This is a genomic window from Cognatazoarcus halotolerans (assembly GCF_009800965.1).
Lineage (GTDB): Bacteria > Pseudomonadota > Gammaproteobacteria > Burkholderiales > Rhodocyclaceae > Cognatazoarcus > Cognatazoarcus halotolerans.
The window spans coordinates 114846-138692 of the sequence record NZ_WUAF01000006.1 but is presented as its reverse complement, the minus strand read 5'-3'; the positions used below and the strand labels follow the sequence as shown (position 1 = coordinate 138692).

The following is a 23847-nucleotide window of genomic DNA, read 5'->3' as shown; positions in this document are numbered from 1 at the left end:
CCACCATGAAGCTCGATTTTTCCGCTCACCGAGCAACGCCCGTCATGCTCCAGTCGGAGGCCGCGGAATGCGGCCTCACCTGCCTCGCCATGATCGCAGGTCACCACGGCCACCAGATCGACCTCGCCACCCTGCGCGCACGTCACGCGATCTCACTGCGTGGATCGACTCTCGCCGATCTGATGCGTCTGGCCGGACATCTCGATCTCGTACCCCGCCCGCTCAGGCTCGATCTCGAACATCTGGGGAAACTCAGGTTGCCGTGCATCCTGCACTGGGATTTCAATCACTTCGTGGTCATGACCCGCGTTCGGGGCGACCGCATTTCCATCAATGATCCCGCAAGTGGCCAGCGCGACATCCCGCTGAGCGAGTTCTCCCGACACTTCACCGGCGTGGCGCTCGAACTGAGTCCCTCGACTGATTTTCAGCCCCGCACCGAAAAGCGCAAGGTACGGATAGCCAGACTCATCGGCCGTCTGCCGGGAATCGGTGGTGCAGCGGCCCAGGTACTGCTGCTGGCCCTGGTGCTGCAACTGTTCCTACTGATCGGGCCTTTTTTCATGCAGTGGGTCGTCGATCAGGCACTGGTCTCGCAGGACCGCGACCTTGTCGCCGTCCTCGGCACCGCGTTTCTACTGCTTGCCCTGATCCAGGCCGGCGTTACGGCGCTACGCGCCTGGGTACTGATGGTGCTCGGCACCTCGCTCAATCTTCAACTCCAGGCCAACCTTTTCCGGCATCTCATCCGCCTTCCCATGGCCTGGTTCGAAAAACGGCACATGGGTGATATCGTTTCGCGCTTCGAATCGGTCAGCGAAATCCAGCGAACCCTTACAAACGGGGTTCTCGAGGCCCTTATCGACGGCGTGATGGTGCTGCTGACCCTCGGCATGATGCTCTTTTACAGCGTCAAGCTGACCCTGATCGCGGTAGCCGCGGCCGCGCTCTACGGCCTGCTCCGACTACTCCTCTACCGCCCCTTGCGCCTTGCCACCGAAGAGCATATCGTCCGCGGCGCGCGCCAGCAGAGTCACTTTCTCGAGACGGTCCGCGGCATGCAGAGCATCCGCCTGTTCGCGCATGAGGTACCCAGGCTTTCTGCCTGGCAGAACCTCGCGGTCGCGCAGTTCAACGCCGGCATCCGCACCCAGCGTCTTTCGATCCTGTACAAGGCCTTGAATGGCATCCTCTTCGGTGTCGAGAACGTACTCACCATCTGGCTCGGCGCGCTGCTCGTACTCGATGCCGGACTCGGAACCGGCTTTTCGGTCGGCATGCTGTTCGCCTTCGTCTCCTACAAGACGCAGTTCGTGCAACGCATTGCGGCACTCATCGAGAAAGGCCTCGAACTGCGCATGCTCGGCCTGCACGCAGAGCGCATCGGCGATATCGCACTGACTGAAGCGGAACCTGCGGCACCTCCAGTCGCTGTGGCCCGCAACCCGATCGCCGGAGCGATTACGGTACGCAATCTCTCCTATCGCTACGGCGCATCCGACCCCGACGTGCTCGATGCCTTGAGCTTCAGCATTGCAGCGGGTGAATCGGTCGCGATCGTCGGTCCCTCGGGCTGCGGCAAGACGACGCTGATGAAGCTCCTCCTCGGCCTACTGGAGCCAACTGCAGGCCAGATCGAAATCGACGGCACACCGCTCTCCCGCATTGGCCTCTCCCAATACCGCGACGCGGTCGCGAGCGTGATGCAGGACGATCAACTCTTCGCTGGCTCGGTGGCCGAGAACATCAGCTTCTTCGACCCGCAGATCGATCATCAGCGGCTTGAGGAGTGTGCGCGCATGGCTGCCATCCACGACGACATCGTCGGCATGTCGATGCAATACAACACCCTCGTCGGGGACATGGGAACCGTGCTCTCTGGTGGCCAGAAGCAACGCATCCTCCTGGCCCGTGCGCTCTACAAGCAACCGCGCATCCTGTTCCTCGACGAGGCCACCAGCCATCTCGACGTAGCCCGCGAAAAGGCCATCAACGAAGCGGTGAAGGGACTTTCCCTGACGCGCGTAATTGTCGCCCACCGGCCGGAAACCATCGCGAGCGCCGACCGGGTGATCGTACTCAACGGCGCGGCGGGCGCAACCGAAATGCAGGTGGTGGAGCGCGAATCGTCGCGGATGGCGTCACGCATGCACGGCCGCCTTGCCGAAATCGGCTGAAACCCTGCGCCTCGCCGAGCTGCTGCGCCGGCCTTGCTCAGGGGCAGACCGTTCGCTGCCAGGCGCGGCCGAACGTCACACCACTGATGGTGATGCAATCGGAGCCGGTATGGTTCATTACCGAGATCGGTGTGACCTTGAGAATATTGGTGCCCGTGGTCCCCCTGCAGGTGGGCAGATCGGAATCGATGGCAGTCGACCGCTTGCCATCGTCGGGATGCACCCCCGGAAGACTGCAGGCGGGAACGATCTTGCCATTTCGATCAACGACGGTCAGCTCGCCGTCCCGCCCAACGATGATGCCGACCAAGCCATCTACCGGCTTGACGAACCGCTGCGCCAACTCGGACCCGTTAGAAGCATCCCCGCCGGGATGTGGCATGTGCTGGCAGGCGGTCACAACCAGACCGAGGGGCAGCAGCAGGACGGCCTGTCTTACGCGGCGGGAAGTGCTGAGCGAATATTTCATTGTCGATTCTCCTGGTGTGTCGAACTTGAAAGCTGCGGCCCGGATGCCGATTGACGAGTAGATCCGGAATGCCGTTCGGCTTTGCGTAAACCGATCAGAAATTGACTCCCATCCGCAAATAAAGGGAGCGCTCCGGGTAGAACAAAGGTGTCCGCGCTTCGTCACGATAATCGGTATTCTGGTAGGCGAAATTCCGGTCGAAGAGATTGCGGACGCCAGCCTCCAGGTACCACGGCGCATATGAAGTCTGGTATCTGAATCGCAGATTCGCCAGCCACACCGACTCGTGGCGCGTGTCGCTGACGCCAGCATTGAACATCGTGCCCTTCTGGCGCATGCGTACCGCTTCCACCAATACACCGAGGGCATGCACGGGACGCAGCCACAGTCCGAGCGGCACGAGTTCGGTCTGCAGCCTCGTGGGCACAGTGATCGTCGCAGTGGCGTCCGGCACTGCCTCTCGCCGGCTGGATTCGAATCGCCACTGGGCCGAAACGGCGGCCCATGGCGCAACCGGATACTCTGCAAACAGCCGGTGCCGCAACTCCCGCCAGTCCGCCCGGCACGGCACAGAACAACCCAGGGTGGGGATGCTCAGATCCCGCGAAGACCATTCGGCCCCGAGCAGGCCTCCACCCGCAAGTCTACGCTGCGCGGCGAGGGCATAGCGGGTCGATGTCGTGCCGTTCAGATCGTCGAATGACTGCTCAAAGCCGTTGAAAACGGTCGGTTGGAGCGTTTCGTCTTGCCAATAGTCACCCTTGACCGCCTGGATCACGGCGGCCCGCACCTCGCTCCCGGCCCCTGGGCGGAAGCGAACCCCGAGCTTGCCGCTGAACCGCTCGACAGTCGAAATATCGCTATCGCGGTAGCGGTCATAGTCGAGCCCCGCCATTGCCGACAAAGCCCTTGATAGATCCAGCGCGGCGCTGGAGTAAACGCGATCGTGAGCAACCGTGCGCCGTACCGGCGGATCGGGGAGCAACGGGTCGCCGACTCCGCAGCAGGCGAAAGCGGACCGGCCTCGATCATCCGCCCGATAGGCATAGCCGCCGGCCTGCCACGACGCGGCACCGACACCCCTGCCGTAATGGACACCCACCTCATGGAAGTCGATATCCCGATCTTCCTTGAGTGTCAGCACGAGGTCATCGGGGAAGAACGGAATGATGCTGGTCGCGGCCTTGCTTGCATCGACCTTGCCGACCTTTGCGCTGACGATCCACTCCTCGTCGAACGAAGGCGCGTGGCGCAGACTCAACCGTCCCTCGTCACGACGCACGAGGGTTCGCCGATCGGGGTCCCCGGCATCGGCGAACAGGCGCTGCGCGAAATTCGAGCCGCTTCGATCGGTGTGGCTCAGTTCCCCGATCACCGCAGTCGCCACGGACGGATCCACTCGCAACTCGACACGCTGCCCGGAGATCGCGACGTCGGAAGCCCCCCCGAATCCGTCGCTACGCACATCGAATGCGCTGCCCGAGATCTGCGTCTGCTCCGACGCTGCGGACGCAGTCACACTGGCCCCGCGCGTATCCTGAGAGCCGAACAGCAGACCGGCCGAAAAATGGTGCATTCCAGAAGCAAAAAGCCCGGTGGTCTCGTCAGGCGACAAAGCCCGCGGTCCGTCCAGCACAGGCAAGGAGGGAACCAGCTGATAGGCATCCTGAGGCCGCGCTCCAAGCGGCGAGCGCAAGCGTGCCTGCAGGAGTTCGGAAACCCGCGCCGTCTCAAAACCGCTCTGCTCGGCGTAGGCGCCGTTCATCAGCCGGTGTGCCGCACCGCTGCGGGGATCATCCTCGACGGCCGCTCGAGCGACATCACCCAGGGACGCCTCAAAACCGATCATCCGGTAGGCGAGCCCCAGATCCGCATTGCGTGCAGCTCGATCCGAGTCGAGCATGTTGTCCGAGCGGAGCACCGCACGATTGTCATTCAATTCGATCGCATGTCGACTGTCCGCGATCGCGCCGAGAGGATCACTCTCCCGCAGTTTTCCATAGGCCCCGTAGTACCAGGGCGTGGGCGAGGCAGGATCGAGCCGCTTGGCAAGCTCGAACTGATCGTTCGCCACCTTGCCCCGGCTCTCCTCCAGGTAGGCACGACCCAGCGTGCTGCGCAACTCTGCGTTGGAGGGATCAAGAATCACCGCGATCTCGATCTCGCGCCGACCTTCGGCAAGCTGTCCCGAGCGGATCAGCGCCAGGCCTGCGCCAAGATGCGTCAGAGGCTCGTTGGGGTCACCCTGCAGGGCAGCGCCGAATCGGGCCGAAGCCACAGTCAGATTCCCGCCGAGCAGATCGGCAAATCCCAATAACGCCTTGCCACGCGCAACCGTCGGATCGATCTCGAGCGCGCGCATGGCGTAGCGACGACCTTCATCGATTCGCGATAGCGAGAGCGCCAGCTCGGCGCGCCGGGCCCAGGCCAGAGCATCATCCGGTGACGCAAGACAAGCCGCTCCGGCAGCCTCAAGCGCCCCCTCAGGGTCGCGCGCCCCCTGTCTGACATAGCTCAGTGCGAGCCACGCGGGCACCGAACTCCGATCCGCCAGCACCGCGGCTTCAGCCTGCTCTGTCGCACCTGGCACGTCATTTGCTGCCAGCTTGACGATCGCATTCAGCGCACTCAGCGCGGCGCCCTGCTCGCCGGCCGGGATGCCGTTCATGAGCGGGCGGGCATCATCGACCCTGCCGACGGCCAGAAGCATCGAGGCACGCAAGGCACGCAGTGCCGGGACGGCCCGCAGGCCAGCGTCGTCGCCGAGGGCCTCGAGCGCCCGGCCCGGCTGGTTCGACGCAAACAGGGCTGCTGCATCACGCGCCCGGGTCGCAAGCGCGTCGGGCAACGCACTTGTCACGGTCTCGGTCAAATGAATCACCGGCGGGTAATGAATCACCCACCGGATCGCATCAACCGGCCTGATCGATACCGGAAACGGTGCACCGGATGCTCCCGCCCGTGCGGCTTCGCCCGCGAGCAGCAGGATCTCCCCTGCACCGTTCGAAGCCCTGACACGACCTTCCGTGACGACCACACGACCGCCCGCGCCGTCCTGGAATACCGTGAATTCGGTACCGTCGACCAACGCGTTGATAAAAGGCGTCTCTACGCCGAGGCGCTTTCGAAACCGGCTGATGACGTGGACTGCCCCCTGAGCAAGACCGAGCACACCGTCTGCCTGCGGCCCCGGGGGCATAACCGTCAGCGTGGAATTCTGGTCCAGGCGGACTAGTATGTCGCCGGCCAGCACGATCGCCGCCCGGCCAAAGGCGCGTACCGAGACCCGGTCACCCGCGCACAGATGATGTCTGGCCGAAACCGAATGCCAACTTTCAGAATCCTGACCGCGGACTTCGACCAGACCTTGGACGGAAACCACCTCGCCTGCCGGTACCGCACACGCCGCAAGTACCTGCATCGACGCCGAAAGCAGAATCGTTGCTACCAGCGCCCGTAGCCAATCCTTTCCCTTGCCTGTCACTGCGCGCCCCTTTTACTGAAAGTGCCAGACTCAGGGCATCCTCGATCTCACGCAAACCAAGCGGGGGAATCGTCTTCTGGTCAGCCTCGAATCCGGCGCGGCAAACCGGACAAAACCCTGTGCCGGTAATCCCGTGCCCGCCGCCACTGCGCATACAGCGCACGGCAACAAGCCCGAAAATTATCACAAAGTGTTACCCGGCCAAGCAGTTTATTGCCGCCCGACAGTCGATAGCGGAGCCAAATTGCAGTATCAATCCTCGAAAAGAACGTCCAGATCGCCGTCATGACGCAGCAGATCAATCATTCCGGCAGGGACATCGGGCCACTTGCGAATACGTGATCCGACTATCGACGGGCTGCACCGCAGCGTCACGCCGACTCCTCTGGGCAACTCGAAGCACGGGGGCACCGAATATGCGCCCAAACCGGTATCTTTCTCGCCGAAAATCGAACCGCTCATTGGTAACGCCTCCAGATCTACGTGAAAAAAACCGGTCGATGCGACCTGCATTTCACGGCAGTTCCAGCATGCTATCGTTGCGGCGACGCACAAAGGTCAAAATTCATGTCGTCTAGTGACATAGTTCATAGTCGGACTCAACCAGCCCCGGGATTACACCGAGCAGGGAGCCTTACTTGTTGTCGAGAATGACACTTCCGTCCCACTCGGAGGTGGCACCGGAAAGTGCCAAGCGTCGGGACAGACTGAGGTAGTAGGCACATATTCCGTCATTTGGCCGCCCCGCCAGTGCGCGCTCGAACGATTGTCCTGCCGCAACGAAGTCCCCCCCCGTGAAGGCCGCGAAACCGCGCTCGAAGTCGGGTGCGAAAGACAGGAGCTCCGGATTCGAGGACAAATGGTAAAGGGCCAACGACTGGCGTTTTCCCTTGAGGACGAAGCGCCCTGCCGCTCTAGCGCCCGAATGGCAGGGCGTCGGAAGCGCACCTTCCGACGCCAGGATCCGGGTACCCAAGAGTTTGTTGACACCCTCGATACGGCTGGCGGTATTGACGATATCACCCACGGCGCGGATCTCCCTGCGCTTGTCGGACCCCACTTCGCCCAAGAAGACCTGACCAAAATGGAGCCCAAAGCGGGTCGGCAGGGCCCCGGGCCGCAACTCGCTACCGTTCATGTAATCATCCAGCGCGAGGGTGGCGCGCTGCGCCCCATCGCGCGCCTGGGCCGGAGAGGCATCCGCAACCCAGACCGACATCACCGAGTCACCCACGATATCGACGACATAGCCACCATTCGACTCCACCTTCGGGATGAAAGCTTCGAGATACCGGTTGAGCGCGTCACGTGTGCCTTGTGGAGAAAGTGTCTCCGAAAGGGCTGTATACCCTTCGATATCGCTACAGAGGCAGACGGCAAAGACCGTGCGCCCCGCACTCAATCCACCAAGAACGCCCTCAAGGCGCTCGAACGCCCGATGTGAAAGCCCATGCTCCATTGCGCGTTCAAGGTCAGCCTGCCGGACGCGAACACGACGGTAGTGCGCACCCAGGCCAAGACCGGCAATCATGACTGGAACGACCAACAGCGGAAGGATCACCGGCAGCCATAGATTGCCGCGACCAAAAGCGAGCACCGCCAACAGCGCGTATGCGATCACCCCGACCACCGTAACGGACATTGCCATCCGCGGTGCGAGACACAGCCAGACAAGCATCAGGGTCGTCGACCAGACAAGCAGCCCGGCAAGCTCCGTCGCCGGCTCGAGACGCCGCAGGTAGGACCCGTCGAGGAGATTCGCAAGTGCCGTGGCACACAGCTCGACACCACTCACGTCCACGCCGTCGGCACTGCTGTATGGTGTGCGATATGCGTCGGATTGCAGGCTCTGGTTGGGCTCGGACAGGCCGATGATGACGGCCTTCCCTTCGAAGCGGCGCCTGGCCTGAAGCGGATCTTCGAGCAGCCTCAGCGCCTGATCGTAGGAAAGGGTAGTGATCCGCCCAAGCGGACCATAAAGATTCAGCGCGAGCCGGCGCGCCTCGCGGCCCAAGCCGGATTGCTGTGCTTCCTGCAAGCTTCTTCCCGCCATGATACCGGCCAGCACCACCGGCATTGTTGGTCGGTCACCCACCCCGGGCAGATGTGTCCAGAACTCGAACACCCCCTCGTCGGTCTTGGGCAGAATAAACGGCGCCGTCGTATATGCCACATCGGCAAACATCGCCTGTGGCAGGCTGCGGTACTCCACACTCGCGAGCTCCCTGCCAGCAGAATCGAGAATCTTCCGTCGGGCGACCGCCTCCGCTAGCACTACCCTGCCCGCACGTTGCAGCGCTTGAGCGAACGCTGCGTCGCCCGCGGGATCCCGCTCACGTTCGAACAATACATCGAAGCCGATCGCCCTCGCTCCGCTCGACACCAGACCATTGACCATCACCGCATGGGTCGCCCGCGACCATTCGGTAAGACGCCTCGAAAGGCCCAAGGCACTGGCGGCACGGGAATCCAGCGATACAATAAGGACGTCTGGTGGTGGCGCGCGCATTCCGCGCAGGGTGTATAGGAGCTTGATGCCAAGGCCAGTCTCGAGCGAAGCCAGTGGCGACAGTCCGATCAGGAACGTGATTGCGAGGCTTGCCAATAGCAACAGGTATCGGTTGGTCAGGCGGAACACGCACGCGCACCTTCATTAACGAACAGGTCGATAAGGGGGTAATGGATGGACTCAGCCACGTATCTGGACCGGGTAGACATCTTCGCCGGTCTGACCGAGTCACAACTCGAATCCCTCCGCCAGAATAGCCGCATCCGACCGGTTTTGCCCGGCACGATAGTGGTCAGCGAAGGCGACGAGCCACACGGATTGTTCGTTGTCCAGTCCGGTACGCTGAAGGCCTTCCTCATGGACGAAAACGGCCGCGAGATCACGCTCTCGCTACTTGGCGAAGGGGATTATTTTGGCGAGTTGGCCCTGCTCGACGAAGCGCCCCGCTCCGCCTCGGTAATTGCGCTCGAACGAGGTGAACTGTTGCAGCTTTCGCAACAGGCGTTTCTGGAACTCATCGATAGCGACCCGAAGGTCATGCACATCGTCGTCAGAAATCTGGTGGCACGAATCCGCTCCCTGACCGATAGCGTACGTGCCCTCGCGCTGGTGGACGTCTTCGGCCGGATATCACGTCTCTTCTCTTCCCTTGCCGAAGAAAGGGATGGCCATCTCGTGATCGAACGTCGGCTGACCCAGCAGGAAATCGCCAATATGGTCGGCGCCTCCCGGGAAATGGTGAACCGTATCCTGCGTGATCTCGTCACCGGCGGCTATATCGAAATCGAACATCATCGACTGATACTGCTCAAGAAGCTGCCCCAACGCTGGTAGGGCTGGACCTACGCTCAGCGCGCTCCGCCGTACTCCGCCACCAGCGCATCACACTCGGCGATACAGGCCTTCTCGGCAAGCGCACCCATTTCCCAGAGTTTCATCGCGGGCAGCTCGAGCATCGCATCACAATAGGCTTGGGCGATCGCCGGCAGTTGAACATTGTAGGTGGCAAAGCGCCACACGATCGGCGCGTACATTGCATCGGCCGCGGAAAAGCCGCCAAACAGCCACTGCCCTCCCTGTCCGAACTGCTGACGCGCCTCGCTCCAGATGGCGACAACCCGATCGATATCGGTCTGAACCTCCGGGGCTGCCGGTCGCCCCTTGAGGCGCAGCTTGACGTTCATCGGCATTGCCCCGCGCAGCGCGCCAAATCCAGCATGCATCTCCGCCGAGATGCTGCGCGCCCGCGCACGGGCCAGCGGATCCCCAGGCCATATGCCCGGGTGGCGCTCGGCAAGGTACTCCGCAATCGCCAAGGTTTCCCAGATCTGGAAATCGCCGTCATGCAGACATGGCACGAGGCCGTTTCCGGAATACGCCCGATGCTCTTCGCTAACCCCACGTCCGCTTACCGAGACCATTCGCTCTTCGAACGGAATGCCGTAATGCGCAAGCAACAACCACGCGCGCAACGACCATGACGAGTAGTTCTTGTTACCACAATAAAGCGTGTACATGAACACCTCCGATGCGCGCGATTCCGTACCCGTTCAACATAACCGACTCGGCACGGCAACCGCAAGATGCATTGAATAATGCGGGCGTTTAAGATGCGAGAAAAGTGTCCGGCTCGATGACCACGCCCATGCTCAACGTCCCTCCCCTGCCCATGCTCCTAGCCTTCGATGCGGCAGCACGACTGGGAAGTTTCGTTCGCGCGGCAGAACATCTCAAGCTTACGCCATCCGCCGTAAGCCATCGTATCAGCTGTCTGGAAGGATGGCTCGGCCAGCCTCTCTTCCGCCGCGCCAATCGACGAGTCATCCTTACCGAAGCCGGCGCCCGATATCACGCCGAGATTCGTGCCGGACTGGAGATCATCGAGAAGGCCACTCGCACCCTGAAACACCCGTCGCGTGACGCGGGCCGGCGTGTCCGTATCAGCGTTGCGCCGGCCATCGGCTCCAAATGGCTGGTCGCCCGCCTCGCCGAGTACCAGAGAAGCCACCCCGAAATCGAGTTCACGGTCACTGTCTCGACAAGTCTGGAACCACTCCTGAATGGCAGCGCAGACCTCGGACTGCGATACGGCGGACCTCCTTGGCAGGGATTGGTCGCCCGCAAGCTCAGCAACGAAGAACTCGCCCCCGTCTGTTCGCCCGAGTTTGCAGCGAGGCTTGGACGCCCGCCGGACCCACAAGTCCTCGCGCGTGAGCGGCTGTTGCGCCACCCCTTGCTCCCATGGAAGCCTTGGTTTGAAGCGGTCGGCCTGGACTGGGCGGAGCCTGACAGCGGGCCGGAATTCGAAGACGCGATGATGATGCTCGAAGCCGCGGCCGCGGGCGCCGGGATCGCCATGAGCGTGGGTCTGCCGGCACGTGCCTTTCTTGCCAATGGCACACTTGTCGAACCGTTTTCGATCCGCTGCAAAGGCCGCGGTTTCTATGCCGTCATGACATCCGCAGCGGCAGAACAAGCGTGGCTTTGCGCATTCGTCGAATGGCTCCAGCGCGCTGCGTTGAGTCCCGGGCCCACCTCGACGACCTCGATTACATGAGGCCAGCGGCGCGCAGCAACATGATCCCCAGACTGGTCGTCACGAGCGAGCCGATGGTCGTCACTGCAATGATGTTCGCGGCAAGGGCGGCATTCGCACCCATCGCTCTTACCATCACGTAGCTCGCCGCCGCCGTGGGCGCCGACGACATGAGCAAAAGCACACCGAGTTCGATGCCCCGAAAACCCAGCGCGATTCCGCCCAGACAGAAAAGGGCCGGCACGACCACGAGCTTGAATCCGCTGCTCAGCAACGTGTTGCGGATCTCGGCGCGAAACGCCATCAGATTGGGCGAAGCGCCAGTACAGATGAGGGCGAGGGGCAGCGTCAGATCCGCAACATACTGGATCGAGCGGAGCAAAGCCGTGGGAAGCGCGATGTTGCCGATCGACACCGGGAAGGCCAGAATGATGCCGATGATGAGCGGGTTCAGCACGATGCCCTTGAGCATCCGCCCCCAGCCCTGCTTGCGCAGTCGGGAGCGGCTCAGCGTGATGACCGCCAGCACGTTGAAGAGGATGGTCACGAGCCCCACGTACAGTGATGCCGCAACCAGGCCTCGGTCGCCGTACGCATTGGCGCACAGGGCAAGGCCGATGATGCCCATGTTCGACCGGTACGCGCCCTGTACCACGACGCCACGGTCCTCGGCTGGAGAAACATGCTTCGCTGCCAGATATTCGAGCAGCAGGTAGACCACGAGTGTCATGAGCAACCCGTAGCCCACCAGTGCCAGATCGGCCGACTCCCCGAGATTCGCCTTGCTTACGTTCAGAAAAAGCAGGGCGGGCAGCCCCAGAGTGAAAACCAGCCTGGATCCGATGTCGACGAACGCGTCGTTGAGGAACTCGATCCGTATGAGCAGAATCCCCAGCGCCAGGAGCACGAAGATCGGTCCGGTCACTGAAAGCGAGAATGCGAGGATCTGCAGGAAGTCGCTCAAGGGAGGAATGGTGCCACACCGCATCAAGAACCGATTCACTCTACCCGGGCCGAGCGGCCGCGACAACACAAGCCGGAAACAGGACGACGTCTGGTGATATTCAGTCGCTGGATGCGACGTGGTAAGCGCTCGCCAGCTCGCGGAATCCTTCGGTCTGTGCGCACACCCAAGCGCCATCGCGCCCCAACAGTCCGGCCATCAGTTCGGTCACGGCCGGCGCCACCTCGACGGCAGCTTCGGCATCCAGAAAGAGCGCACGATGTCGCCGCGCCAGCACGTCCTCGACGTTGCGCGCAAACTCAAACCGTATCGCCTGCTCGACACGCGCGGCGCTGAGGTCAAGCCGCGGATGCAGGAATCCGGCATTGCCATCAGACAAGGGTTGGTCGAGCAATTTCAGTTCCGCGGTCACGCAAGGTCGTGGGGACAGGCCGGCAAGGTTGGCGGCGCGGTCGGTCGTCTCCTCGGCCATTCGCCGGTAGGTCGTCCATTTTCCACCGCCGATGGTGAGCAGGCCGCTCGCAGATACACGAATGACATGCTCGCGCGAAAGCTGACCGGTCGGTTCATCCGGGGCCGCGCCAATCAGCGGGCGAAGACCGGCAAAGACACTCAGCACGTCGCTTCGCTGCGGCGCCCGCGAAAGGCAGGTTTGCGCCGTTCGCAGGATGAATTCGACTTCGCCCGGCAGTGGTCCAGGCTCGAGCGGTACGTCGGGGCGTGGTGTATCGGTGGTGCCGAGGAGCACCTTGCCCTGCCATGGAATCATGAACAGCACCCGACCATCCGTGGTCTCCGGCACCAGCAGGGCATCGCCACCGGGTAGCCATTGCGGCCCGACCACCAGATGTACCCCCTGGCTGGGCGAGAGCATCGGCGCGCACCCAGGTTCGTCCATCTTGCGCAGATCGTCAGCCCACACCCCCGTGGCATTGACGACCGCCCTGGCCTCAAGAACGAACTCCTCTCCACCTTCCTGGTCGCGGGCGATCACCCCGCAGACCCGGCCGGATTCGTGGCGCAGGCCGGTCACGGCCATGTAGTTGATCACCAGGCCACCTGCGGCAATGGTGCTTCTGGCAAGCGCGACGGCCAGAGCACTATCGTCGAACTGCCCGTCGAAATACGCTATGCCACCCTTTAGCCCCTCCTTGCGTACCGTCGGCAAGGCCGCAAGCGTCTGTGCCGCATCCAGCAACCGTGCACGGCCGAATCCGTGACGGCCGGCGAGCAGGTCGTAGGCAGTCAGACCCGCCCCCAGCTTGAGCTTGTCCCACAGACGATATACGGGCACTACAAAGCGCTGCCGGCGCACCAGCCCCGGCGCGCTTCGCGACAGCCGCCAGCGCTCGAGGAGCGCCTCCCGGACCAGGCCGATACGGCCTTGCGCAAGATAACGCACGCCACCATGCACCAGTTTGGTCGACCGAGAGCTTGTTCCTTTTGCGAAGTCGCGGGCCTCCAGCAGCAGGGTCCGATAGCCGCGGGTTGCGGCATCGAGGGCCGTTCCCAGACCGGTGGCACCGCCACCGATCACGATCAGATCCCAGGCGGGCTGCGTGGCCAGCTGCGCGATGAGCCGTTCGCGCGGCAGAGGGCCCGGGTCATTCAGGATCATCCCAGCCCCGGGTGCGCTCAACCGCCTTGCGCCAGCGCGAACGCATCGCTTCGCGCTGATCTGCCGACATCCGAGGTTCGAAAACCCGTTCTGCCGCCCAGTGATGCTGGAGTTCCGCTTCGTCCGCCCAGACACCTGCCGCCAGTCCGGCAAAGAAGGCCGCGCCCAGCGCCGTTGTTTCCGTCTGTCGCGGTCGTACCACCGGGACACCAAGAAGATCGGCCTGCATCTGCATCAACAGATCGTTGCGGGTCATGCCACCATCCGCGCGCAGTTCCTTGAGCGGCTGCCCACTGTCGGCCACCATGGCGTCGACCAGATCGACCGTCTGCAGGGCCACGGACTCGAGCGCGGCGCGCGCGATGTGCCCGGCCGTGGTGCCACGCGTCATACCCATCAGCGTTCCACGCGCATGGGGATCCCAGTGTGGCGCACCCAGACCCGTGAAGGCGGGCACCATGACTACCTGTCCATTGTCGGGCACGCTCGCGGCCAGGGCCTCGACTTCGGCCGCCGTGCGAATGAATCCGAGGCCATCGCGCAGCCACTGGACGACCGCACCAGCAGCAAAGACGCTGCCCTCCAGCAGATACCGGGTATCCGGCCCGCGACGCCAGCCGACCGTTGTCAATAGGCGATTGCGCGACGCCACCGCCTCGGTGCCGGTATTGAGCGTCAGGAAACATCCCGTTCCATAGGTATTTTTGGCCATTCCGGGCGAAACACAGATCTGACCGAAGGTCGCGGCCTGCTGGTCTCCCGCTACGCCGCCGATCGGGATCCGCCCACCGAAAAGTGACGGCTCCGTATGTCCGATCACCCCGGATGTGTCGACGATCTCGGGCAACACCTCGGGGGGCACGTTGAAAAGTGCCAGCAATGCCTCATCCCAGCATTGCTTGTGAATGTCGAATAACAGGGTGCGCGAGGCATTGCTCGGATCGGTAACGTGCAGCGTCCCACCGGTCAATTGCCACACCAGCCAGCTGTCCACCGTTCCAAAAGCCAGCTCGCCACGTTCTGCCCGAGCGCGCGCACCAGGCAGATGGTCAAGCAGCCATGCCAGCTTCGTTGCCGAGAAATAGGCATCAAGTTCGAGTCCTGTGAGCGCTCTGATCGAGTCCTCGTGTCCGGCCTTGCGCAGCTTCTCGCAATGGCTCGCAGTCCGGCGATCCTGCCAGACAATTGCCGGAGCCAGAGGCTGGCCGGTCTTTCGATCCCACAGGATGGTGGTTTCGCGTTGATTCGTGATGCCGATGGCACGAAGCTGGCGCCCTCCCGCGTCAGCCTCATAAATCGCTTCACGGGCACACTCGAGTTGCGAGCGCCAGATCTGCATCGGATCGTGCTCGACCCAACCGGGACGAGGAAACGACTGCGCAAACTCGCGCTGTGCCTCACCGCCGACACGGGCCCTCGCATCGAACACAATTGCCCTTGAACTGGTGGTGCCCTGATCGAGGGCCAGCAGGTAATCCATTTCGTCTCCTCGCCATGGCTGGCTTGTGGTGGCGCAACGATAGCGGATTGGACCCGCGCATGAAACCTCGGTCATGCATACGCTCCCGCAAACAGATGAAAATCGTTCATCAATTACGTTCCCGGATTCGTTTGAATGGCAGGGGGCCGGCAGCGCATTCTGGACGCACCGAAAACACCCCTTCCGCCCCCTGCCCGACAAGGCCCAGGCGGTGCCGCCACCCCAACCGGCGCGGCGTTCAGGACCCGGCAAGCCCATCCCGCGCATGCCAGAGCGTTTCACCGCGAAGCGGTGGCGCGACCGATGACACTCCCAGACAACTGAAAACACATTTGAAGGAGTTTTCCATGAGCATGGAAAATCGTGACGGATGGATCTGGCTGGACGGCGAATGGACGCCGTGGCGAGAAGCCAGAATCCATGCAATGACGCACACCCTGCATTACGGGCTCGGATGCTTCGAAGGTATCCGTGCATACCGTACGCCGACGGGGCCCGCCATATTCAGACTCGACGATCACCTCGAGCGGCTGTTCGAGTCGGCACAGATCCTCGGCATCGACATGCCCTTCGAACGCGCTGCACTTCGTCGGGCCTGTTGCGAGGCGGTCTCGCGAAACGGACTCGAAGCCGGTTACATACGCCCGCTGGTGTTTCTCGGGGCGGAGAAAGCCGGCGTGGATCCACTCGGCGCAGCGACTCACGTGATGATCGCGGCGTGGCCGTGGGGCGCCTATCTCGGCGATGACGGAATCAACAAGGGAATCCGCGTGAAGGTTTCCAGCTTCTCGCGTCACCACGTCAACATCCAGATGTGCCGCGCAAAATCTGTGTCCACCTATACCAATTCGATCCTCGCCTGCCGTGAGGCTCGCAGTGACGGCTACGACGAAGCGCTGCTGCTCGATACGGACGGCTTCGTTGCCGAAGGTCCGGGTGAGAACGTGTTCGTCATCAAGCGTGGCATCATTTACGAGCCCGAAATCACCTCGGCACTAGACGGTATCACCCGGCGAACCATCCACACCTTGGCGCGCGAGGCAGGGTACGAGATCGTCTCCCGTCGCATCACGCGCGACGAACTCTATGTGGCGGATGAACTGTTCTTCAGTGGGACTGCAGCCGAGATCACGCCCGTCGTCGAAGTGGACCGCCGGCGGATCGGGGCGGGCGAACCCGGACCGCTCACCAGGAATCTTCAGTCGCGCTTCTTTGCGTGCGTGACTGATTCGGACAAGAAACACAGCGACTGGCTTACCCACGTCCAGCCCCGCTGACCCGGGCGTGAAGGGCTCGCCTCGAGCGAGCCCTTCACGCCTCCTGCCGGACGTCATCAGATCAAGCAGGCTGAAGTCGACGCCCAAAGCCAAATGTCCGTGGAATTCCGGGACGCCGATTGAAGCGTTCCGGCGGCAGGGCTATAGTAGGCCGCAGACTTCATCGCACCACCGGAGGCAAAAATGATCACCACCTCGCAGGCACCCAATGTCGTAGCCGTCGCTGTTTTCGGTGAGTTCACACTTGCGGACTACAAGGAGTTCGAAGAACAGGTGAATTACAAGATCCAGTTCGAGGGCAAGGTCAATCTGCTCATGGATCTCCGAGACATGGCCGGATTCACGTTGGACGTGGCATGGGAAGAAATACAGTTCTCACGCCATCACGCGAACGACTTCAACCGCATTGCAATCCTGACAAGCGATCAGTGGGTCACCTGGAGCGCCTGGATATCGCAGATCTTCGTAAAGGCCGATGTACAGGTCTTCGATGACGAGACGGCCGCCAGAAACTGGCTTGGCATTGAAACCGAGACCACGTAGAGGACGCTCTTGTTTACCACGCTGATCAGCGCCGAACAGCTCGCGCAAAACCTGCATGACACGCATCTGAGGATCGTTGACTGCCGTCACGATCTCGCCGATCCCACTTTCGGTCGCGCGGCCTACGCAATCGGACACCTGCCAGGTGCCTGTTTCGCCCATCTCGACGAGGATCTGTCTTCACCACCCAACGGCCGGAATGGCCGTCACCCCCTGCCGACGCCCGAGAAACTTGCCGCAAGCTTCGGCAGGTGGGGGATTGACGAGAACACGCAAGTCGTCGCTTATGATGATACCGGTGGCATGTATGCCGCGCGGCTCTGGTGGTTGATGCGTTGGCTAGGTCATGAACGGGTCGCCATCCTTGACGGTGGTTACCAAGCATGGTGCCGAACGGCGAAAGTGCTTACGAGCGAAATCCTCCAACCTGAGCCGCAAACGTTCAAGGCCAGTCCGCGGCCCGACTGGGTCGGACCCGCGGCGCTTCAGGACGGCCTCGCGCAAGGGGAGCTACTGCTGATCGATGCGCGGAGCCCGGATCGGTTTCGCGGCGAAAATGAAACGCTCGATCCTGTCGGGGGCCACATTCCCGGTGCCATGAATCGCTTCTTTCGCGACAACTTTCACGAAGATGGCTGTTTCAAGGGACCTGCGATGTTGCGCGAAGAGTTCGATGGCCTTCTTCGGGGTCATCCACCCTCGAGGGTCGTTCACCAATGCGGCTCCGGCGTTACCGCGTGTCTGAACCTGCTCGCCATGGAGACCGCGGGTCTTTCGGGCTCCCTGCTCTACCCAGGATCTTGGAGCGAATGGTGCGCGGATCCGGCCAGACCTGTTGCGACCGGCCCGGCCTGAATCGGGCCGGACGGTACTACCATTCCACCTTTGTGACCTGCGAGAGGGAGCGGCCAAGAAAGCGTTCGCCAATCGTCTGGAAGCGCAGAGGAATGTCAGTCACGTTGAATGCGTAACGTGCCGGCACTTCTCCATGATTCGCGAGATCAAGGCTCGCGAGTTTCGCGGCTGCAAACTCGGCGGTCGTGATGGCAGAATCGACCAATCGGATACCCGGACCGACAACATCCTGAAGCAGCGGTTTGAGCAGGGGGTAGTGAGTGCACCCCAGTACCAGTGTATCCACACCCTCGGCCAACACCGGTTTCAGGTACTCCCTCGCGGTCAAACGCGTTACCTCGTGCTCCAGCCAACCCTCTTCCACGAGCGGCACGAACAACGGGCAGGCCTGGGAAAACACCCTTATCCGCGGATCAAGCGCATGCATTCGCCTTGCGTAGGCATTCGAATTCACCGTGGTGGGCGTGCCGATGACGCCGATATTGCCACCACGGGATGCTTCCACCGCAGCCCTCGCCCCGGCATCGATGACATCAAGCACGGGAATGTTTCCGGCACGCCGGGCGACCTCGTGAACCGCAACGGCAGCCATCGTATTACACGCCACGATCAGCATCTTCACACCACGTTCCATCAGGAAATCCGTGATCTGTCCCGTGAAATGCTCGATCGTGGGAATCGACTTTATCCCGTATGGGACGCGTGCCGTATCGCCGAAATAAACGATGTGCTCGAGCGGCAAGCGTTCCATGAGTGCTCGGACCACTGTAAGGCCGCCGACGCCAGAGTCGAAAACGCCGATCGGCAACTCGCGCGGAGACGCCATGATCTGATCAGGTGATGGAAAGGCGCGGATTCTACCCGGAGCAGGCGCCCCGTGCAGCAGACTCAGGAAATCATGGAGGCGTGATCCGCCTCGATCGCATCCTCTGCGTCAGGCACCGTGCCTTCCTGGATCAGACGCAGGATCAGGGAGTCTTCCTGTTCGCGCGGGAACCCATATTTGTATATGGATTTCTCGTCAGGAAGTTCACGCCATCGGCCGGCGAGCTCGGCGAGACGATCGCGGACGTACTCGCACGAAATATGCATCAGCAGGGCCGGCGCACCGACCCGCTCGCAGCTACGCTCGGTCGCGATCTTCCGAAACTCGAGATAACGCTGGTAGAAAAAGCGGTGGCGGGGATTGATTTCTATGAGGATATCGGTACACCCCTGAACGCGATAGGCATACAGATACAGCATGTGGAAAAGCGTCGCCAGCAAACGTTTCGAACGCACGGATGGCTCCACTGCGAACTTGCCGAACTCGCAAATTCGTTTGCCCCTCCGCCGCAGATCGGCGACTTCCTCCGGATAGGTTTCATCCACCGCCAGCCCGGCCGGTGAATCGATGTTTACAGTAAGAGTCGCGTAGATGTTGCCGAACAGTTCGGCATTCAGCGTCATGCGATTCGGCAGCTGATCCAGGCTCGCGACACTGTTATAGCCACGCCACGCATACCGCTTCTCGATCAGCAGGCTCGTTTCCCGCTTCTCCTGTTGGCTACCCGACAGCAGCTTTATCTGAAACTTGTCCTTTCGTTCGGCGAAGTCCTGAATACCCTCGATCTCGTCCTGCTCAATGCACATCGCCTGCAGACGAAGGCTTTCCATGACGGTAACTTCCGCCAATGCCTGCTGCCAGTCCGATACATCGTTACGACGGGAGTCGATGAAGCTCATGAGCGGCGTGGTTCTCCTGCTGATGGTGGGAAGAATAACCAATTTTCCCCACTTGATCGTGGATATTCAATGAATGACAGATTTCAATCAATATATTCCATAATTCTAATTGCGAATAAGTGTTTCTTGATATGGGGTAATCCCCAACACTTACCGCCGCCCTTCGTGTTCGGCCAATGCCCACGCGACGTGCTCCCGGACAAGGGGAGACGTGTCATTCCTTCTCGCGGCAAGCGCTGCAAGCACGACACTCGATGTCGGCGCATTTCCCAGGCCGACTGCCAGGTTGCGCAACCAGCGCTCATGACCGATGCGATAGATCGCGCTGCCCGCCATGCGCTCTGAAAACTCGCGTTCATCCCAGTGGAACAACGCCGTGAGGCTTGCTTGGTCCAGGCCATGACGAACACTGAAATCCGTTTCGGCAGTCGTGCGGGCAAATCGATTCCAGGGGCAAACCAATTGACAATCATCACAACCGTAGACCCGATTCCCAAGCAAACGACGCATCGAAACCGGAATCGCTTCCTTCAACTCGATCGTCAGGTATGAAATGCATCGCCGGGCATCAACCCGGTAGGGAGCGACGATAGCCCCGGTAGGACACCCATCAAGGCAGGTGCGGCATGATCCGCAGTGCTCCTCCACGGGAGGATCTGCCGGAAGCACCAGGTCGGTATAGATCTCACCAAGAAAGAACATCGAACCCGCCGAACGATCAAGTAGCAGCGAGTGCTTGCCGCGCCACCCCAGTCCCGAACGACTTGCCAACTCAACCTCCATGACTGGAGCCGAATCAACGAAAACCCGGTATCCGTGAGGTAGCGATCCCGCAATGCGATTCGCCAGTTGCTGCAAGCGCGAACGCAGCACTTTGTGATAATCGCGGCCGAGCGCATATCTCGAAATATATGCTCGCTCCGGGTCACGCAGATTCTCGACTGGATCGGCAGCATCCGGCAGATAGGACATTCGTGCGCTGATGACGCTGCACGTATTCGGAACCAGTTCGGCCGGCCGCGTCCTCTTGCTGCCGTGTTTGCTCATATAATCCATCTCGCCGTGAAACCCGGCCTGCAGCCAGGCTTGCACGCCCGCCTCGGCTGAAGACAGATCGACGCCGGCGACGCGCACTGCGTCGAAACCGAGTTCGTCTCCCCAAATCGTGATTTCACGCCGTAGCGCGGCCAGCGCTTCACCGGCGTTCCCCTCGCCGGAGTCTTCCGAATGCACCTTCTTTTCCATGCCCTCGATGATAGCGGTAACACAGCAGAAATCGCTCTGCAGAACGAGGAGGACACAATGGCGCTAGGCGCGGCGATGGCCCCGGCCCTCGCCCCCGGACTCATCATCTACCTTTCCGGAGACCTCGGCGCCGGCAAGACAACGCTTACCAGAGGTGTGGTTCGGGCTCTCGGATTCAGAGGAAACGTGAAAAGTCCCACATACACACTTGTTGAACCTTATGTAGATTCTAGAATACACTTATATCACTTTGATTTTTATCGGTTCACCCATCCGGATGAGTATCTTGAAGCCGGCCTTGACGAATATTTCGCAGGACAGGGCGTCTGCCTTGTCGAATGGCCGCGACACGCAGCACCGCACATTCCCGCTCCGGATCTCGAAATCGAGCTGGAAATGGTCGCTCAAGGGCGCCATGCACGCTTGCACGCACTGACGGAGGCGGGACGAAAATGCATACAGAGGATGAGTTCCCCGGAGCGCTGAACGATCAGGAAACATCGCCTTCGGCAGGCCTTCAGGGTCGCCGCGCATTCATGAGGGCCTCCGGCGCGGTGCTGGCGATGCTAGTGAGCCCCGTGGGACGCGCTGCCGAGGCGAGCATTCTCGCGGTGAGGGTTTGGCCCGCAGAGGACTACACGCGGATCACGCTCGAAGGTGGGGCCGAGCTGAAGTTCACGCAACAGATCGTCAGGAACCCCGAGCGCCTGGTGCTCGATCTCGAAGGTGTCGAGTTCAATAGCCTGGTACAGAATCTCGGCGATCGGGTCAGTCCTCAGGACCCCTACATCAAACTCATTCGCGCCGGGCGCAACCGCCCCGGAGTCGTGCGCGTTGTCGTCGAACTCAAGCGGGAGATCGACCCGCAGATATTCACGCTCAATCCGATTGGCGACTACGGTCATCGACTGGTCGTCGATCTGTACCCGTCCACCCCTGTCGACCCCTTGCTCGCCCTGATCGAGAAGACCACACCGAATGAGGCGGCTGTCGGAAACGCCCCCACACCGGAGCGCGGAGCCTCCAGCACGACAGTAGCGGAAAAACCGGATGGCAACGGCAGGCTTTCCCGCGCAGACCAGGACGAGCCGAAAATCCGGCGCCTGATCACCGTCGCGCTTGACCCCGGCCATGGCGGCGAAGACCCCGGCGCGATCGGTCACCGTGGCAGCTATGAGAAGAACGTCACCCTCGAGATCGCTCGCCGGCTGAAGGCGCGCATCGACGCGGAGCCGAACATGCGGGCCATGCTCACCCGCGACGGCGACTTTTTCGTGCCACTCCACCACCGCGTGAACAAAGCCCGCCGCGTACAGGCGGATCTGTTCGTTTCAATTCATGCAGACGCCTTCATCCGACCCGACGCCCACGGAAGTTCCGTTTTTGTCCTTTCCGAACGAGGCGCCTCCAGCGCCGCCGCGCGTTGGCTTGCCAAGAAGGAAAACGATGCCGATCTGATCGGCGGCGTTCGCCTGGCAGGTGGTGACGGACACCTCGCCCGTACCCTGCTCGATCTTTCCCAGACAGCTGCGATCAACGATAGCCTCAAGGTCGGCCGGGCGGTGCTGGACGAGATTGGCAACATCAACCGGCTACATAAATCGGACGTCGAGCAGGCGGGCTTTGCCGTCCTTAAAGCGCCCGACATTCCTTCGATCCTCGTCGAGACCGCCTTTATCAGCAATCCCGAGGAGGAAGCGCGCCTCAACGATGACGCGTACCAGGAAAAGCTCGCCCAGGCGATCATCCGCGGCATCAAACGCTACTTCTCGCGCAATCCGCCCACCGCACGCTCCAAGCTGGCACTGCTTGACTGAGGTAAAGCTGTCCAGTCAAGCTCATGCGAGCCAGGGTACTTCGAAAGCCGCCAATAACAATTGGCGCTACCGAGCCGCGCTTCCGAACGGGAATCATGCATAACGCCACTGCGAAGAAGCGGCACGGATTGAGGGGCCGGCTCCATGCAGTGCCGCCGAGCAAGCGATTTAGCCGTATAATTGCGCCTTTTTTAACAGGCGGTTATGCAGGTCTTCCGCGGCATTCCTGAACGCGCCCAACATTCATCGGTTCTCACCATCGGCAATTTCGATGGTGTTCACCTCGGTCATCGCGCGCTGCTTCAACTGCTCATCGACAAGGCGCGCAGTCTTGCTCTGCCAGCGTCGGTGTTGACGTTCGAGCCACACCCGCGTGAGTACTTTGCCCCGGATCAGGCTCCGCCCAGACTAGCGTCCTTGCGCGAGAAGCTGCTCCTTCTCGAGAGCTGCGGCGTCGATCGCGTTTTCGTTGGCCGATTCAACGCCCGCTTCGCGGCCCATACGGCGGAGCAGTTCATCGAAGACATCCTGGCGCGAGGCTTGGGGGTTCGTCATCTCATGGTTGGCGACGATTTTCGCTTCGGCAAGCAGCGCAAGGGCGATTTCGCGATGTTGGAGCAAGCGGGAAAACTGCTGCGCTTCGGCGTCGAAGCCATGCCGACCCTCGAGCTCAATGGCGAACGCGTGTCGAGTTCCGCCGTTCGGGCTGCCCTTCACGAAGGTCGCTTGAGTGACGCCGCGGCCCTGCTCGGCCGCCCCTACAGCATCGCCGGACGCGTCGTCCGCGGCGACAGGATCGGGCGAACCATCGGCTTTCCGACCGCAAACATCCAACTGAAACATCGCCGCACGCCGCTTTCAGGCGTTTTTGCAGTCAGCGTCGAGGGTTTGGAGGGCTCCCGTTTGCACTACGGCGTTGCCAACGTGGGCGTGCGCCCATCCGTCAGTGCTGCTGGCAAACCAACGCTCGAGGTCAATCTGTTCGACTGGAGTGACGACTGCTACGGTGCTCACCTGCGGATCAACTTTCATCACAGACTTCGTGCAGAGATGAAATTCGACGGACTCGCCGCCCTCAAGACTCAGATCGCCCGCGACGCCGCCCTTGCGCGGACCTGGCTCACAGCAAACCTCAATTGATTAAATCG

The 23847-nt window shown here is 61.6% G+C and carries 20 protein-coding genes; 9 read left to right on the top strand and 11 right to left on the bottom strand.

From position 1 onward, the window contains the following. The first annotated feature begins 5 nt into the window (after nt 1-5). Nucleotides 6-2177: a peptidase domain-containing ABC transporter gene (locus tag GQB03_RS09870; protein WP_159688153.1), complete on the top strand. Its 2172-nt coding sequence runs from the start codon at nt 6-8 to the stop codon at nt 2175-2177. Nucleotides 2178-2214: 37 nt separating this feature from the next. On the opposite strand, the gene GQB03_RS09865 is transcribed toward GQB03_RS09870, so the two are convergent. The 4 genes from GQB03_RS09865 to GQB03_RS09850 form a co-directional block, all read right to left on the bottom strand. Then, entirely contained in the window at nt 2215-2646 is a 432-nt protein-coding gene (locus GQB03_RS09865) for a hypothetical protein (protein ID WP_159688150.1), read from the bottom strand. Nucleotides 2647-2740: 94 nt separating this feature from the next. Then, nucleotides 2741-6130, bottom strand: coding sequence for a TonB-dependent receptor domain-containing protein (locus GQB03_RS09860; protein ID WP_159688147.1), 3390 nt, complete (start codon nt 6128-6130; stop codon nt 2741-2743). 252 nt (nt 6131-6382) lie between these two features. After that, a complete protein-coding gene (locus GQB03_RS09855; RefSeq protein WP_159688142.1) occupies nt 6383-6643 on the bottom strand; it encodes a hypothetical protein in 261 nt (86 codons plus the stop codon). Nucleotides 6644-6764: 121 nt separating this feature from the next. Then, nucleotides 6765-8768: a CHASE2 domain-containing protein gene (locus GQB03_RS09850; protein WP_159688139.1), complete on the bottom strand. Its 2004-nt coding sequence runs from the start codon at nt 8766-8768 to the stop codon at nt 6765-6767. Between the two features lie 45 nt (nt 8769-8813). Between GQB03_RS09850 and GQB03_RS09845 the strand changes: the two genes are divergently transcribed. Next, nucleotides 8814-9473 carry a Crp/Fnr family transcriptional regulator gene (locus GQB03_RS09845; RefSeq protein WP_159688136.1) on the top strand — a complete coding sequence of 220 codons (660 nt, stop codon included), beginning with the start codon at nt 8814-8816 and terminating at the stop codon, nt 9471-9473. 14 nt (nt 9474-9487) lie between these two features. On the opposite strand, the gene GQB03_RS09840 is transcribed toward GQB03_RS09845, so the two are convergent. After that, complete coding sequence (locus GQB03_RS09840; protein WP_159688132.1) at nt 9488-10156, bottom strand: glutathione S-transferase family protein; 669 nt, start codon at nt 10154-10156, stop codon at nt 9488-9490. Between the two features lie 116 nt (nt 10157-10272). On the opposite strand from GQB03_RS09840, the gene GQB03_RS09835 reads away from it, so the two are divergent. Beyond that, a complete protein-coding gene (locus GQB03_RS09835) occupies nt 10273-11196 on the top strand; it encodes a LysR substrate-binding domain-containing protein (RefSeq protein ID WP_235027011.1) in 924 nt (307 codons plus the stop codon). Here the strand turns inward: GQB03_RS09835 and GQB03_RS09830 are convergent. From GQB03_RS09830 to glpK, 3 genes are all read right to left on the bottom strand, one after another. Further along, nucleotides 11189-12139: an AEC family transporter gene (locus tag GQB03_RS09830; protein ID WP_159688129.1), complete on the bottom strand. Its 951-nt coding sequence runs from the start codon at nt 12137-12139 to the stop codon at nt 11189-11191. The two genes, GQB03_RS09835 and GQB03_RS09830, sit on opposite strands and share 8 nt — an antisense overlap. Before the next feature lie 100 nt (nt 12140-12239). Beyond that, nucleotides 12240-13757, bottom strand: a complete 1518-nt coding sequence (locus GQB03_RS09825; RefSeq protein ID WP_159688126.1) for a glycerol-3-phosphate dehydrogenase/oxidase — start codon at nt 13755-13757, stop codon at nt 12240-12242. After that, nucleotides 13744-15237: a glycerol kinase GlpK gene (glpK, locus tag GQB03_RS09820; RefSeq protein WP_159688122.1), complete on the bottom strand. Its 1494-nt coding sequence runs from the start codon at nt 15235-15237 to the stop codon at nt 13744-13746. The genes GQB03_RS09825 and glpK overlap by 14 nt, the downstream gene beginning before the upstream one ends. Nucleotides 15238-15584: 347 nt before the next feature. On the opposite strand from glpK, the gene GQB03_RS09815 reads away from it, so the two are divergent. The 3 genes from GQB03_RS09815 (at nt 15585) to GQB03_RS09805 (ending at nt 17912) form a co-directional block, all read left to right on the top strand. Continuing rightward, nucleotides 15585-16514, top strand: a complete 930-nt coding sequence (locus GQB03_RS09815; RefSeq protein ID WP_159688119.1) for a branched-chain amino acid transaminase — start codon at nt 15585-15587, stop codon at nt 16512-16514. Nucleotides 16515-16697: 183 nt separating this feature from the next. Beyond that, nucleotides 16698-17057, top strand: coding sequence for a SpoIIAA family protein (locus GQB03_RS09810; protein WP_159688115.1), 360 nt, complete (start codon nt 16698-16700; stop codon nt 17055-17057). Nucleotides 17058-17066: 9 nt separating this feature from the next. Then, the gene (locus GQB03_RS09805; protein WP_159688112.1) at nt 17067-17912 is read left to right on the top strand and encodes a sulfurtransferase; all 846 of its coding nucleotides are present in this window, start codon (nt 17067-17069) and stop codon (nt 17910-17912) included. 16 nt (nt 17913-17928) lie between these two features. On the opposite strand, the gene murI is transcribed toward GQB03_RS09805, so the two are convergent. From murI to queG, 3 genes are all read right to left on the bottom strand, one after another. After that, nucleotides 17929-18738, bottom strand: coding sequence for a glutamate racemase (murI, locus tag GQB03_RS09800; protein WP_159688109.1), 810 nt, complete (start codon nt 18736-18738; stop codon nt 17929-17931). Nucleotides 18739-18800: 62 nt separating this feature from the next. Then, the gene (locus tag GQB03_RS09795; protein WP_200832169.1) at nt 18801-19637 is read right to left on the bottom strand and encodes an N-acyl amino acid synthase FeeM domain-containing protein; all 837 of its coding nucleotides are present in this window, start codon (nt 19635-19637) and stop codon (nt 18801-18803) included. 150 nt (nt 19638-19787) lie between these two features. Continuing rightward, nucleotides 19788-20882, bottom strand: a complete 1095-nt coding sequence (queG, locus tag GQB03_RS09790) for a tRNA epoxyqueuosine(34) reductase QueG (RefSeq protein WP_159688106.1) — start codon at nt 20880-20882, stop codon at nt 19788-19790. Between queG and tsaE the strand changes: the two genes are divergently transcribed. The 3 genes from tsaE (at nt 20865) to GQB03_RS09775 (ending at nt 23839) form a co-directional block, all read left to right on the top strand. Continuing rightward, the gene (tsaE, locus tag GQB03_RS09785) at nt 20865-21368 is read left to right on the top strand and encodes a tRNA (adenosine(37)-N6)-threonylcarbamoyltransferase complex ATPase subunit type 1 TsaE (protein ID WP_159688102.1); all 504 of its coding nucleotides are present in this window, start codon (nt 20865-20867) and stop codon (nt 21366-21368) included. The genes queG and tsaE overlap by 18 nt on opposite strands. Beyond that, complete coding sequence (locus GQB03_RS09780; protein ID WP_159688099.1) at nt 21335-22699, top strand: N-acetylmuramoyl-L-alanine amidase; 1365 nt, start codon at nt 21335-21337, stop codon at nt 22697-22699. The genes tsaE and GQB03_RS09780 overlap by 34 nt, the downstream gene beginning before the upstream one ends. 204 nt (nt 22700-22903) lie before the next feature. Further along, entirely contained in the window at nt 22904-23839 is a 936-nt protein-coding gene (locus GQB03_RS09775; protein ID WP_159688095.1) for a bifunctional riboflavin kinase/FAD synthetase, read from the top strand. Nucleotides 23840-23847: the final 8 nt, after the last annotated feature.

Bases quoted from the DNA above. Each gene is read 5' to 3' on its own strand.
- GQB03_RS09870 (WP_159688153.1), top strand. From the start codon at position 6: ATGAAGCTCGATTTTTCCGCTCACCGAGCAACGCCCGTCATGCTCCAG.
- GQB03_RS09840 (WP_159688132.1), bottom strand. From the start codon at position 10,156: ATGTACACGCTTTATTGTGGTAACAAGAACTACTCGTCATGGTCGTTG.
- GQB03_RS09815 (WP_159688119.1), top strand. From the start codon at position 15,585: ATGAGCATGGAAAATCGTGACGGATGGATCTGGCTGGACGGCGAATGG.
- glpK (WP_159688122.1), bottom strand. From the start codon at position 15,237: ATGGATTACCTGCTGGCCCTCGATCAGGGCACCACCAGTTCAAGGGCA.
- queG (WP_159688106.1), bottom strand. From the start codon at position 20,882: ATGGAAAAGAAGGTGCATTCGGAAGACTCCGGCGAGGGGAACGCCGGT.
- GQB03_RS09775 (WP_159688095.1), top strand. From the start codon at position 22,904: ATGCAGGTCTTCCGCGGCATTCCTGAACGCGCCCAACATTCATCGGTT.
- GQB03_RS09795 (WP_200832169.1), bottom strand. From the start codon at position 19,637: ATGAGCTTCATCGACTCCCGTCGTAACGATGTATCGGACTGGCAGCAG.
- murI (WP_159688109.1), bottom strand. From the start codon at position 18,738: ATGGCGTCTCCGCGCGAGTTGCCGATCGGCGTTTTCGACTCTGGCGTC.
- GQB03_RS09865 (WP_159688150.1), bottom strand. From the start codon at position 2,646: ATGAAATATTCGCTCAGCACTTCCCGCCGCGTAAGACAGGCCGTCCTG.
- GQB03_RS09845 (WP_159688136.1), top strand. From the start codon at position 8,814: ATGGACTCAGCCACGTATCTGGACCGGGTAGACATCTTCGCCGGTCTG.
- GQB03_RS09810 (WP_159688115.1), top strand. From the start codon at position 16,698: ATGATCACCACCTCGCAGGCACCCAATGTCGTAGCCGTCGCTGTTTTC.
- tsaE (WP_159688102.1), top strand. From the start codon at position 20,865: ATGCACCTTCTTTTCCATGCCCTCGATGATAGCGGTAACACAGCAGAA.
- GQB03_RS09855 (WP_159688142.1), bottom strand. From the start codon at position 6,643: ATGCAGGTCGCATCGACCGGTTTTTTTCACGTAGATCTGGAGGCGTTA.
- GQB03_RS09835 (WP_235027011.1), top strand. From the start codon at position 10,273: ATGACCACGCCCATGCTCAACGTCCCTCCCCTGCCCATGCTCCTAGCC.
- GQB03_RS09825 (WP_159688126.1), bottom strand. From the start codon at position 13,757: ATGATCCTGAATGACCCGGGCCCTCTGCCGCGCGAACGGCTCATCGCG.
- GQB03_RS09780 (WP_159688099.1), top strand. From the start codon at position 21,335: ATGCATACAGAGGATGAGTTCCCCGGAGCGCTGAACGATCAGGAAACA.